The sequence below is a fragment of the Streptomyces diacarni genome, assembly GCF_003323715.1.
GTDB classification, from domain to species: Bacteria; Actinomycetota; Actinomycetes; order Streptomycetales; family Streptomycetaceae; genus Streptomyces; species Streptomyces diacarni.
Map to the genome: position 1 here is coordinate 451,696 of NZ_QOIN01000046.1, position 11,759 is coordinate 463,454.

Below are 11,759 nucleotides of genomic sequence, written 5' to 3' on the forward strand. Positions count from 1 at the left end.
CCGCGATATCCTCGGAGTTGTGGGACGAAACCTTCAAAGCGGTGAGCGGCTGAGGCCGGTCGATCTGGCGCGCGGGCACGGCCTGTCCACGCAGGCGGTCCGCAACTACGAGGAGGCCGGCATCCTCCCGGCCGCGGACCGCACACCCCACGGCTACCGCACCTACACGCCGCTGCACGCGCGGGCGCTGCGTGCCTTCCTGGCCCTGCTGCCGGGCCACGGCCACCGGACGGCGGCGTCGATCATGCGGGCCGTCAACGCGGGCGCGGTCGACGAGGCGTTCCGCCTCATCGACGAGAGCCACGCCCAACTCCTCGACGACCGGCGGACGCTCCGGGCCGTGCGCGCGGCCCTCCGCGATCTGGGGCCGGGCGCGCAGTCCGGCACCGGCGCGGCGTCCGAGACGGGTGCGGTGTCCGAGACGGGTGCGGGGCCGGGTCCTGCGGCGGCAGCCGGGAACGGCGGCACGTTCATCGGGCCGCTCGCGGGGAGGCTCGGTATCAGGACCGCGACGCTGCGCAAGTGGGAGCAGGCCGGGCTGGTGAGCCCGCGCCGCGACCCGCGAACCGGGTACCGCGTCTTCGGCGCGGCCGATGTGCGGGACGCGATGCTGACCCACCAACTCCGGCGCGGCGGCTACCTGCTGGAGGAGATCGCCCCGCTGATCGCCCAGGTCAGGACCGCCGGTGGGGTGGAGCCGCTGGAGGGGGCGCTGCGTGACTGGCACGCTCGGCTGGCGGCGCGCGGACGGGCGATGCTCACCGGCGCCGCCGCGTTGGACGCCTGTCTCGGCGAGCCCCTCAGTTCAGCCGTACCGGCAGCTCGTACAGCTCGTTCTGGGTGACCGCCGGCTTGTTGCGCAGCTGGGCGGGATCGACCGCGAGGGAGAGCCCGGGGAAGCGCTCGAAGAGGGCGGGGAGGGCGACCAGGGCCTCCAGACGCGAAAGCGGAGCTCCGGGGCACACGTGCGGACCGTGCCCGAAGGACAGGTGCCGCGTCGGGGTGCGAGTGACGTCGAACCGCTCCGCGTCGGGCCCGTGCTGCCGCTCGTCCCTCCCGAGGGCGCCGTAGGCGATGATCACCGCGTCGCCCTGTCCGAGTACGGTGCCGCCGACCTCCATGTCCTCGGTGGCGAACCGGATCAGCACGTGCGTGGTGGGCGCGTCCCACCGCAGCGTCTCCTCGATGGCTGCCTCCCAGCCCACCTCGCCCGCCAGGACGAGAGCGAGCTGGTCCGGGTGGGTCAGCAGGGCGCGTACGGTGCTCACGATCAGGCTGATCGTGGTCTCGTGCCCCGCGGTGATCAGCACCTGGACGGTGGCGATGATCTCCTCGTCGCTGAGCGAGTCGCCCTCGTCGGCGGCGGCCAGCAGCGCGCTCGTCAGGTCGTCGCCCGGGGACCGGCGCTTCTCGGCCACGATCGCGCCGAAGAGCGCGCCGAGTTCGGCGATGATGGCCTGCACGTCCTCGCCCGGCGTGACGCTGCTGAAGAAGCCGTCGAAGAGGGTGCGCAGCCGGGGGATCCGGTCGGTGTCGACGCCCACCAGGTCCCCGATCACGGCCATCGGGAGCGGGTAGGCGAACGCGGCCTTGAGATCGACGCGGCCGTCCGCGTCGGCCGAGGCCCGCAGGTCGTCCAGGAGCCCGCGGGTGATCTCCTCGATGCGCGGCCGCATCGCGGCCACCCGGCGGGGGGTGAGGGCCTGCGCGGTCAGCGTGCGCAGCCTGCGGTGCTCGGGGCCGTCGAAGGTGAGCATGCTGGGGCCCGGGTCGGCCAGGCCGATCAGCGGCCAGGTGTCGGGGATCTCCCCGCGTTTCCAGGCCGCCCAGTGGCCGATGTCCTTCACCAGCCTGCTGTCGGTCAGCAGCCGCCGCGCCTCCGCGTGGTGGGTGACCGCCCACACCCGTACCCCGCCGGGCAGTTCGACGGGGGCCAGGGGCCCCGCGGCGCGCAGCGCGGCGCCCTCGCCCGCCAGGTCGCCGACGAGCGGGTCGAGCGCGATCACGCCTTCCCGGGCGCCTGACGAGCGCGACCCGGTGAAGGGGCACGCGGCGGCGGGCTCGGTCATCGCAGGCCTCCCTGGGCGCTCGTGGGGGTCGGGGTGAAGCGGACGGGGAGCGACGCCAGGCCCCGCAGGAAGGGCGAGGGCCGCCACACGAGGGCCTGGCGGCTGACGGCCAGGTCGACGTCCGGCAGGCGGTCGAGCAGGACCTCGATGCCGGTACGGGCGATGCCCTCGGCGATGTCCTGCGCGGGGTAGGGGCAGCGGTGGTCCCCGTGCCCGAAGGAGAGGAAGGCGTTGTTGCCGCCGGTCAGCACCGTGCGGTCGGGCCGCACCTGCGGATCGCCGTTGGCGGCGGCGAAGCTGAGCATCAGCAGGTCGCCCGCCGCCACGTGCCGCCCGGCGAGCTGGGTGTCACGGGTGGCCCAGCGGCCCGCGATGTTCTGGGTGGGCGTGTCCTCCCACAGCACCTCGTTCATCGCCTCGGCGACGCTGTGCCGGCCGCCGGTCAGCGAGGCGGCGAAGCGCTCGTCGGTGAGCATCAGCCGCAGCGAGTTGCCGATCCAGTCGGCGGTCGGCTGGTGGCCCGCGATGATGTTGACCATCATGTCCTCGACGATCTCCTCGAAGGAGAACCCCTCGGCGAAGTCGTGGTGCAGCATCCGCGAGGCGACCCCGGCGGCGGGAGCCTGGCGCCGGGAGGCCAGCAGTGTCTCCATCGCCCCCTTCACCCGGTCGCGTCCGGCCAGCGCGCCCTCGCCGCCGTCCACGAGGTCGTTGATGCTGGGCACCAGCGCGGCGCCCTCCTCGTCGGTGAAGCCGTAGAGCCGGGCGAGCACCAGCGCGGGCAGCACCTTGGCGTACTCGGCGATCAGGTCGGCCGAGCCGCGTCCGCACAGCTCGTCGATCAGCCGGTCGGCGAACCGCTCGGAGTGGTCGCGCAACTCGAACGGGTCCACGGCGGTGAGCGCGTCGCTGACCAGAGCGGAGCGGCGCTGGTGCCGTTCCGCCACGGTGTAGAGGATCGACGGCTGCTTGCCGACCATCGGCAGCAGCGGCCAGTCGGCCGGGATGTTCGGCCACTGGTTCCACAGGCCCGAGTCGCGGCTGTAGAGCACCGGATCGGAGGTGATCTGGTGCAGTTCCCGGTAGCCGAGGACCAGCCAGCAGGGGACGTCGCCCGGCAGTGTCACCGGAGCGAGCGGCCCGTGCTGCTCGTACATGTCGCGGTAGAGCCTGGCGCGGTCGTCGTTTTGGAAGCGCGGCCCCAGCAGGGGGACGGACTCCGAGCTGGGGTGCGCGGGGCAGCCGGGCGGCGGTGCGGAGACGGTGCTGTGGTGCTGAGCGGGTGTCACGGGGTGTTCTCCCGGCGCGCGGTGGAGAGGGCGTACAAGTGGTGGACGAGGGCGAGCAGCACGTCCTTGCTGGAGGTGCGGGAGCGTGCGTCGCACTCGACCAGCGGGACGTCGTCGGGCAGATCGAGCGCCTCGCGTACCTGGTCCGGGGTGTGCCGGGGGCCGCCGAAGTCGTTGCTGGCGACGATGAACGGAGTGCCGTGCGCCTCGAGGCGGTCGATGGCGTACCACGACTCCTCCAGGCGGCGCGTGTCCACCAGCACGACGGCGCCCAGCGTGCCGGAGAAGAGCCGGTCCCACAGGAACCAGAACCGCTCCTGGCCGGGCGCGCCGAACAGGTAGAGCACCGTCTCGTCGTCCAGGCTGATGCGGCCGAAGTCGAAGGCGATGGTGGTGGTCGTCTTGTCCTGGACGCCGGAGAGGTCGTCGACCCCCTCACCGGCCCGGGTCATCGTCTCCTCGGTGTTCAGCGGGCGGATGTCGCTGACCGCCCTGACCATGGTCGTCTTGCCGACCCCGAACCCGCCGACGATCACGATCTTCAGTCCCTGCGCCGCCGTGCTCAGCAGCGGGGGGCGTTCCTGCGCGTCGGCGGTCGCCACCGGGGTCGCTTCAGATGTTGCGGAGTCCAACGAGCACCTGCTTCAGGATGTCGGGATCGGGCAGTGCGTCAGCGGTCTGGGCACGCCGCGGATGACGGGCGGTGATCTTCCCCTGCGCGAGCAGGTCGCCCAGCAGGATGCGGACGACGCTCACCGGCAGTCCCAGATCGGAGGCCAGCTCCACGACCGCCGTGGGGAAGCGGCAGATGCGGAGGATCGCGGCGTGCTCCGACTGCATGCCGCGCACGGGGGCGCTCTCGCTGACCACGAGCGTCACCAGATCGAAGGTGTCGGCTCCGGCCACCGAACGGCTGCGCCCGCCGGTCACGGTGTACAGCCGGTCCGGGTCCTCGTCCCGGCCCGGCCGCGTCATGCCTGCCCGCCCCCGCGCCCGTCACTCGCCGCCTGTTGGCGCGGCGGGGCGCTGAGGTATTCGCTGAGCTGCTCGATCAGCTCGTTCATGTTGTGGCCGATCAGACCGACGTCCGACTCCTCGTCGGCGACGACGGCCAGGTGGGCGCCGTCACCGGCCTCCACGACGAACAGGATGCCGCCGTAGAACTCCGCCATGGCCTGCCGGACTCCGCCGTCACCGTTGCCGAACTCCACGGAAGCGCCGTGCGACAGGCTCTGGATACCGGCCGAGATGGCCGCGAGCTGGTCGGCCTGGTCCACGGAGAGCTCCGGGGTGCGGCACAGCTTCAGGCCGTCCCGGGACAGCACGAGTGCGTGCCGGGCGCCGGGCGTGCGCTCCAGCAGACTCTCCAGCAGCCAGTCGAGCTTGCTGTCAGTGATCATTCGGTGTCGTCCTCCGAGAAGGGAGAGGAGCGGGCGGGGGAGGGGGCGCCGGGGGCTGTGGGGTGTCGGCCCGTCGCGCCGGGTTCGGGGGTCTTGTCGCGGGACTCGGTGGTCTCCTCGTCCGACGGGGCGGCACCCTGCACGGCCCGGCGGAAGTCGCCGAAGCGCGCGCCCGGGGGCCGCTTGGTACGGCCGGCTGCCGGGTCGCGGTCGCGCTCCCGTGCGCCGGACTCCTCGGTCGCGTCGGGCGCGGAGCCCGTGGCGGAGGAACGGGAGGCGGAAGCGCGGGCGACCGCCGCCAGGGTCTGGCCCCGGCGCCGCTTGGGCAGGCCGCTGGTTCCGAACTCCTGGGGCGGAGGCGCCGCGGTCGCGTACTCGCCGGTCCGCGGGCTCTCGTACTCGCCGGTGCGTGAACTCTCGTGCTCGCCGGTCCGCGCGCTCTCGTGCTCGTCTGTGTGTGTGCTCTCGTTCCCTCCGTGGCCCAGGGCGGGCCCGCGGGAGGCGGGCGCGTGCTCCGGCTGCCGGGCGGGCGTGTCGCCCGTGGCACTGCCGGGCGCGGCGCTCAGCAGCCCGCGGCTCCTGGCGGGCGCGGCGGCCGGCGCGGGCCCGGCCGCGGGCACGCCGGGGCTCTCCGCACGGCGCGGCTCGGTCACCAACTCGCGCGGGATACGGACGAGGACGCCCGTCCCGCCGTGCGCGGAGGGGCGGAAGGAGACGGACAGGCCGTGCTTGCGGGCCAGGCGCCCGACGACGGCCAGCCCGAGCCGGGTGCCCGAGAGCGTGGACAGGTCGTTGTGCTCGGCGGAGACGGCCTGCTGGGCGCGGCGGAGCGCCACCTCGCCCATCACCAGGCCGCCGTCCTCGATGGTGATGACCACCCCGGCGGCCACCTCCTCGACGTACACGTGTACTTCGGAGGTGGGCGGGGAGAAGTTCGCCGCGTTGTCCATCAGCTCGGCCAGCGCGTGCATGACGCCCTCGGCCGCGTGGCCCGCGATGGCCACCTCGCTCGCCGAGTGCAGCCGCACCCGCTGGTAGCCGCTGATGCGCCCCATCGCGCCGCGCAGAATCGACTCCATGACGATGGGCTTGGCCCACCGGCGTCCCGAACGGGCGCCCGTCAGTACCGCGATGGAGTCAGCGATGCGGCCTGTCTGTGCCGTGCGGTGGTCCAGGTGCAACAGGTCGGCCAGCACGTCCTCGTCGGCGTGCCGATGCTCCATCTCCCGCAGGTCGGCGGCCATGCCCGTGGCCAGCGCCTGTACGCGTCCGGCCGCGTTGGCGCACGCCGACATCGCGGCGGCCCGCATGTTCTCGCCCTTGTGCACCTCGCGCGCCAGGGTGACCAGCACCCGGCGCTGCGTCTCACCGGCCGCGGCGGGCGCCTCGGCCAGCGCGGTCTCGGCCGAGCCGCCGCGGCGCAGCCGGTCGACGACAACGGGTACCACCGCGTCGGCGAAGTAGGCGTCGGCCCGCTCCCGTTCGGCCGCGCGCGCGTTGCCGGCCGCCAGGGCGGCACGCAGCCGACGCCCCGTCAGCACGGCGCGCGCGGCGACGGTGACGGCCGCGCACAGCACGACCCCGGCCGCGCCGCTGCCCCAGGCGACGGCGGTACGCGCCGACGCGTCGGCCGCGTACACGGCCGTCAGGCAGGCGACCGCGGCGAGCGCGGCGGAGACCAGCAGTGCCAGTGCGGTTCCCGTGCCGGTCCCGGCGCCCGGGGTCGCGGCCGCGGTCCCGGGCCCCGCGGCCGTTCTGCCGGTGCCTGCGGCCGGTGGCGGTGATATCTCGGGGGAGGTCATCAATCAGGTCCTAGGGGACGGAACCGGGCAGAGGCGAGAGCTGATGCCGCAGCCCTCCGAGCAACGTCGCACCAATATAAGTCAGTTAGTGATCACGAAATGACGGAGGGGTGTTCCGGTTCGGAAGATGGCGGAATGCCGCCCCTCCGGGTTCCGGCCGACGGCCCCGGACCGTACCGCGCGTCCCACCGCAGGGGAAGGCATCATGAGGAGTGTGAAGGCACGCGAGAGGCATCCAGCACGCACCGACCCGGCGCCGCCACCGTCCGACGGCATCCTGTGGGACGTGGCCGGGGACCTCCGCATCCTGTTCACGCTGCCCGGCGCGCTGACCATGCAGGTCGCCCACCCCGCCGTCGGCGCCGGAGTGGACCAGCACTCCGTCTTCCGCACCGACCCGTGGGGCCGAGGCGAGCGCTCGGTGCGCAGCGTGCTGCTGTGGGTGTACGGAGGCGAGGAGGCCGCCGCCGAAGGCCGCAGACTGCGGGAGCTGCACAAGACGATCCAGGGCGTCGACGCGCACGGCCACCGCTACCACGCGCTGATGCCCGCCTACTACGCGTGGGTGCACGCCACCGGCTTCCCCTCCTTCCAGCACGGACAGCGCTACCTCGCCCGCCGCCCCTTCACCGAGGCGGAGGAGCGGCGGCTGTACGCCGAGTGGCTCCAGGTCGGCCGCGTGCTGGGCCTCCACGAGCGGGACATGCCGCAGACGCTGGAGGAGTTCTGGCCCTACTGGCGGCGCATGCTGGCCGAGGAGATCGAGCCCACGGACGTGGTGCGTGAACTCGTCGCCCTCGACATGAAGATCCCGCCGCCGCCCTACGGGCCCCGGCCCGTGCGCGGTGCGCTGCGCGCGGCCTGGCCGCTGCTGGCGCCCGGACTCGCCCGGCTGCGGCGGTTTGTGATCATCGGCCTGATGCCCCCCGACGCGCGGCGCGCGCTGCGGCTGCCCTGGAGCCCCCGCCAGGAGCGGCGCATGCGGCGGCTGGGTCGCGTCGTCGCCGCCGTCGTGCCCCGGCTGCCGGAACGCCTGCGCTACCTGCCGTACGCGTACCGGGCCCGGGCGGCCCGCTGAGCTCGCCCCGAGCGGTTCGGCACCAGCGCGCCGGCGGCCCCGGACCAGCGCGCCGGGCCGTCTGGAGCACGACACCGGGCCGGCCCCGACCTGGGGGCCGGCCTCGACGCCGTCAGTGGTGCGGGTGGTCGGCCGTGTGGATCTTCTTCCACGACTCGGGCTGCTCGGGCGCGGCCTTCGCCTTGAGCCCCGCCGCGGAGGCGGGCGGCTTGGCGGGCTGGAACAGCCAGGTGTCGAACAGCTCGGCCAGCGGCTCGCCCGACACCTTCTCCGCGTAGGCGACGAAGTCGCCCACGTCCGCGTTGCCGCCCTCGTGCTGCTGGGGCCAGCCCTTGAGGAGGGCGAAGAAGTCCTTGTCTCCGATCTTCTCGCGCAGCGCCTGGAGAGCCATCGCCCCGCGGTCGTAGACCGCCGAGTGGAACTGGTTGTCCGGGCCGGGGTCGCCCGGCTTCACCTTCCAGAAGTCGTCGTCGGCCGGGCGGGAGGCGTAGGCGTAGTCGGCCAGTTCGCGCGCCGTGCCCTCGCCCTGGTCCTCGGACCACAGCCACTGCGCGTAGGCCGCGAAGCCCTCGTTGATCCAGATGTCCTTCCAGCCCTTGAGCGAGACGCTGTCCCCGTACCACTGGTGGGCCATCTCGTGGACGACGACGGAGGTGTTGGAGCCGTCGGCGAAGTCGTCGGGACTGTAGAACGGGCGGGTCTGGGTCTCCAGCGCGTAGGTGGTGTCCGTGTTCGGGACGTAGCCGCCCATCGCGTCGAAGGGGTAGGTGCCGAAGTAGCCCTGGAGCCACTCGGTGATCTCGGCGGTCCGCTCGACGCTCGCCCGCGCCGCGCCCGCGTGCTCGCCCAGATCCTTGCTGTAGGCGTTGATGACGGGCAGTCCTGAGGCGGTCTCGGACGTGGTGATGTCGAACCTGCCGACGGCCAGCGTGGCCAGGTAGGTGGCCTGCGGGGCGCGGGAGCGCCAGTTCCAGCGCGTCCAGCCGGCCTCGGAGCGCTTCGACTGGAGGGTGCCGTTGCTGATCGCCTGGGTGCCGTCGGGAACGGCGACGCTCACGTCGTAGCTCGCCTTGTCCGAGGGGTGGTCGTTGCTGGGGAACCACCACCAGGCGGCTTCCGGCTCGTTGGCGGCCACGCCGCCGTCCTCGGTGCGCAGCCACGAGGTGAAGCCGCTCACCTCGACCTTCGAGGGGGTGCCGGAGTAGCGGACCACGACGGTGGCCTTCTCGCCCTTGGCGAGCGGCTGGGCCGGGGTGATGCGCAGTTCGTGCGCGCCGGTGGTGGCGAAGCGCGCCTTCTCGCCGTTCACCCGCACCTCGCTGACGTCCAGCGCGAAGTCCAGGTTGAAGCGCGACAGGTCCTGCTCGGCGGTGGCCAGCAGGGTCGCCGTGCCGTTCAGCTCGTCCGTCTTCGGCTGGTACCGGAGCCGGAGGTCGTAGTGGGAGACGTCGTAGCCGCCGTTCCCGTAGTCCGGGTAGTAGGGGTCGCCCACGCCCGGGGCTCCCGGGGACGGTTCGGCCGCCGAGGCCGGGACCGCGAGCAGCAGCGAGGCCGCCACCATGGCACCCGGGACGATCAGTCTGTGACGCACGAGTCCTCCAGCTCTTCCGTCAACCTTGCGGCGCCACCATCGGGTTCACATCCCGTCCCCGTGGCGCGTGGGGTGTCGCTTCGTTTGAAGGGTATGTACTCACGTGGCACACCGCATGTCCACAGCAACTACCGTCATGTGAGCGTCATCCGGCCGACACACGCCCCCTTCTGCACACGCGTGGTCGCGGCTACCGTCCCGGCATGGTGATTCGCGCGCGGCTCGGCCGCTCCCGGTGGAAGACCGCCGCCCTGACCTCGGCGGCGCTCCTCGTCCCCCTCCTCGCCACCACCGCGCAGGCCGCTCCGCGAGACGGCTCCGCCGCGCTCCGTACCGGCTTCGAACGCACCCACGGCCAGCACTGGACGACGCAGTCAGAGGAAGAGGAGTTCCTGCGCGCCGTCGACGCGGCGGGCCGCCGCGTCACCCTCGACACCATCGGCCGCACCGAGCAGGGAAGGCCGCTGCGGCTGGCCCGTATCGGCGCCCCGTCGCCTGAAGGCCCCGCGAAGGTCAGGCGCGGCAACTCCCTGCTGCTCATCTGCTCCCAGCACGGGAACGAACCCGCGGGCCGCGAGGCGTGCCTGAGCACCATCCGCGACCTCGCCTTCGCCGAGGACCGTGCCACCCAACGTTTCCTGTCCGCCACGACGGTGCTGGTCGTGCCCACCGCCAACCCGGACGGCCGCGCCGCCGACACCCGCGGCAACGCCGACGGCGTGGACATCAACCGCGACCACCTGGCGCTGGAGACCGCCGAGGCCCGCGCGATGGCCGCCGTGCTGCGCGACTACCGGCCCGACACCGTCTACGACCTGCACGAGTACGGCGCCCACGAGCCGTACTACGTGAAGGACCTGCTCTCCCTGTGGCCCCGCAACCTGAACACCGCGAAGGGCGTACACAAGGAGTCCGTGACGCTCTCGGAGAAGTACGCGCGCCCGTCCGCCGAGGACAGCGGCCACACCACCGGCATCTACGGCATCTGGACGGACCCGCAGACGGGCGAGCCCGTCAAGCAGGTCGCGGGCGACGGGCAGGAACGCATCCTGCGCAACACCGTCGGCGTCAAGGGCGGGGTCGGGCTGCTCGCCGAGACCCGCATCGAACCGCTCACCGGCGCCGACAAGGGCGACGAGGCGCGCAACAACCGGCGCCGTGTCGGCGCGCACCTGGCCGCGCTGGAGGGCGCGTTCGACTTCACCGGCGAGCGCCGCGCCCGCATCGAGAAGGCGACCGGGGCCGCGCGCAGGGCGGGCTTTGCCGACCGCGGCCCGGTGTACCTCGGTGGCGCCGACAACGAGCGGCCCGCCGAAGAGCAGGTGCTGGATGATCCGCCCTGCGGCTACCGGCTGACCGGCGACCAGTTCGAGGACGTCGAACCGGTGCTCGACCTGCACGGGGTCCGCGCCGAGCCCCGCAGGGGTGGCGGCGTCCTGGTGCCGCTGCGCCAGTCGCAGCGCGCCCTGGTCCCGCTGCTGCTGGACCCGCGCGCCGAGTTCGCGCTGACGGCGGGGGCGCCGGTGCGCGACTGCGGCTGAGCCCGGACAGGCGAGAGGTGCGGGCCCGGCTCACTCGCCGGTGGCCGGGCCCACCAGCCGTGCCGCGTCCACGGCGCAGCCCCACGAGACGGTGACACCCGCCCCGCCGTGCCCGTAGTTGTGCACACACAGCGACTCCCCGCCCCGCCCGTCGCTCAGCCGCTCGCTCTCCAGCCGGACGCGGGGCCGGGAGGGACGCAGCCCGACCCGGTGTGCGCGCACCGTCGCGCCGGCCACCTCGGGCCGTACCGCGGCGCAGCGCCGCACGATCGCCTCGGCGGTCGCCGTGTCGGGTTCGCGCTCCTCGGCGTCCTCGTGGGCCGTGCCGCCGAGGATCAGTCCGTAGGGCTGGGGCAGCAGGTAGGTGGTCTCGCTCGCCCCGCTGCCGGCGTCCACGTACCACTCCGTGACGCCCGGGTTCTCGACGACGAGGATCTGCCCCCGCACAGCACGCATCGCGGGGTCGGGCACCAACTCGCGGGCGCCGAGTCCGCTGCAGTTCACGACGACGGGAGCCTCGGCCGCCGCCTCGTGGAGCGAACGTGCCGCGCGCCGCTCGACGCGCCCGCCCGCGGCCTCGAACCTGCCCGCCAGATACGGGAGATAGGTCTCCATGTCGACAAGCGGGGCGCGCGGTGGAGTGCCGGTGAGCGCCGTCCACGCGGCGGGCGGCGCGCTGCCCGCCATCCGGCCCCGCAGCAGCCGCACCCCGGTGCTGTGCGGCTGCTCGGCAAGCCACGAGAAGTGCCGGAAGGAGCGGACCGACCAGTCCAGCGCCTGGGCCTCGGGCTCGATCCGGTAGGGCCACACCAGGCCGCCGGCGACCGCCGAGGTCGTCTCCCGCGGGTCCTCGGGGCTCCACAGCCGCACGTCCATCCCGCGCTCGGCCAGCACCACGGCCGTCGTCAGCCCGATGACCCCGCCGCCTATGACGACGGCGTCCGCCCTGCCGCGACCGCCGTCGCCCGCTGTCACATCGACCATGTCCG

Annotated in this window: 11 protein-coding genes; 3 read left to right on the plus strand and 8 right to left on the minus strand. The window is 73.5% G+C overall.

Translation table 11 applies throughout. The annotated features are described in order from the left end of the window. The first annotated feature begins 19 nt into the window (after positions 1–19). A complete protein-coding gene (locus DTL70_RS18815) occupies positions 20–844 on the plus strand; it encodes a TioE family transcriptional regulator (protein ID WP_114023107.1) in 825 nt (274 codons plus the stop codon). On the opposite strand, the gene DTL70_RS18820 is transcribed toward DTL70_RS18815, so the two are convergent. Genes DTL70_RS18820 through DTL70_RS18845 form a run of 6 tightly spaced genes read right to left on the minus strand, consistent with a single transcriptional unit; the run spans position 801 to position 6,560 of the window. Continuing rightward, positions 801–2,069 (minus strand): cytochrome P450 family protein, encoded by a 1,269-nt coding sequence (locus DTL70_RS18820; protein ID WP_114023108.1) that lies wholly within the window; start codon positions 2,067–2,069, stop codon positions 801–803. The genes DTL70_RS18815 and DTL70_RS18820 overlap by 44 nt on opposite strands. Then, on the minus strand, positions 2,066–3,358 hold the full coding sequence (locus DTL70_RS18825) for a cytochrome P450 (RefSeq protein WP_114023109.1): 1,293 nt from the start codon (positions 3,356–3,358) through the stop codon (positions 2,066–2,068). The genes DTL70_RS18820 and DTL70_RS18825 overlap by 4 nt, the downstream gene beginning before the upstream one ends. Then, positions 3,355–3,990 (minus strand): GTP-binding protein, encoded by a 636-nt coding sequence (locus DTL70_RS18830; RefSeq protein ID WP_245979457.1) that lies wholly within the window; start codon positions 3,988–3,990, stop codon positions 3,355–3,357. Before DTL70_RS18830 ends, DTL70_RS18825 begins: the two co-directional genes overlap by 4 nt. Then, positions 3,971–4,333 (minus strand): DUF742 domain-containing protein, encoded by a 363-nt coding sequence (locus tag DTL70_RS18835; protein WP_114017887.1) that lies wholly within the window; start codon positions 4,331–4,333, stop codon positions 3,971–3,973. Before DTL70_RS18835 ends, DTL70_RS18830 begins: the two co-directional genes overlap by 20 nt. Continuing rightward, positions 4,330–4,758, minus strand: coding sequence for a roadblock/LC7 domain-containing protein (locus tag DTL70_RS18840; RefSeq protein ID WP_114017888.1), 429 nt, complete (start codon positions 4,756–4,758; stop codon positions 4,330–4,332). Before DTL70_RS18840 ends, DTL70_RS18835 begins: the two co-directional genes overlap by 4 nt. Beyond that, entirely contained in the window at positions 4,755–6,560 is a 1,806-nt protein-coding gene (locus tag DTL70_RS18845; RefSeq protein ID WP_114023111.1) for an ATP-binding protein, read from the minus strand. The genes DTL70_RS18840 and DTL70_RS18845 overlap by 4 nt, the downstream gene beginning before the upstream one ends. 205 nt (positions 6,561–6,765) lie before the next feature. Between DTL70_RS18845 and DTL70_RS18850 the strand changes: the two genes are divergently transcribed. Next, positions 6,766–7,638, plus strand: a complete 873-nt coding sequence (locus tag DTL70_RS18850) for an oxygenase MpaB family protein (protein WP_114023112.1) — start codon at positions 6,766–6,768, stop codon at positions 7,636–7,638. A gap of 112 nt (positions 7,639–7,750) precedes the next feature. On the opposite strand, the gene DTL70_RS18855 is transcribed toward DTL70_RS18850, so the two are convergent. Continuing rightward, the gene (locus DTL70_RS18855) at positions 7,751–9,229 is read right to left on the minus strand and encodes a M1 family metallopeptidase (RefSeq protein ID WP_114023113.1); all 1,479 of its coding nucleotides are present in this window, start codon (positions 9,227–9,229) and stop codon (positions 7,751–7,753) included. A 203-nt stretch (positions 9,230–9,432) separates the two neighbouring features. Between DTL70_RS18855 and DTL70_RS18860 the strand changes: the two genes are divergently transcribed. Then, positions 9,433–10,770: a M14 family metallopeptidase gene (locus tag DTL70_RS18860; protein ID WP_114023114.1), complete on the plus strand. Its 1,338-nt coding sequence runs from the start codon at positions 9,433–9,435 to the stop codon at positions 10,768–10,770. Between the two features lie 30 nt (positions 10,771–10,800). Here DTL70_RS18860 and DTL70_RS18865 read toward each other — a convergent pair whose 3' ends face one another. Further along, positions 10,801–11,754 carry an FAD-dependent oxidoreductase gene (locus DTL70_RS18865; RefSeq protein WP_114023115.1) on the minus strand — a complete coding sequence of 318 codons (954 nt, stop codon included), beginning with the start codon at positions 11,752–11,754 and terminating at the stop codon, positions 10,801–10,803. Positions 11,755–11,759 lie beyond the last annotated feature (5 nt).

Coding starts and splice junctions, on each gene's coding strand:
- DTL70_RS18820 (WP_114023108.1), bottom strand. CDS start 2,069: ATGACCGAGCCCGCCGCCGCGTGCCCCTTCACCGGGTCGCGCTCGTCA.
- DTL70_RS18835 (WP_114017887.1), bottom strand. CDS start 4,333: ATGACGCGGCCGGGCCGGGACGAGGACCCGGACCGGCTGTACACCGTG.
- DTL70_RS18840 (WP_114017888.1), bottom strand. CDS start 4,758: ATGATCACTGACAGCAAGCTCGACTGGCTGCTGGAGAGTCTGCTGGAG.
- DTL70_RS18845 (WP_114023111.1), bottom strand. CDS start 6,560: ATGACCTCCCCCGAGATATCACCGCCACCGGCCGCAGGCACCGGCAGA.
- DTL70_RS18850 (WP_114023112.1), top strand. CDS start 6,766: ATGAGGAGTGTGAAGGCACGCGAGAGGCATCCAGCACGCACCGACCCG.
- DTL70_RS18860 (WP_114023114.1), top strand. CDS start 9,433: ATGGTGATTCGCGCGCGGCTCGGCCGCTCCCGGTGGAAGACCGCCGCC.
- DTL70_RS18865 (WP_114023115.1), bottom strand. CDS start 11,754: ATGGTCGATGTGACAGCGGGCGACGGCGGTCGCGGCAGGGCGGACGCC.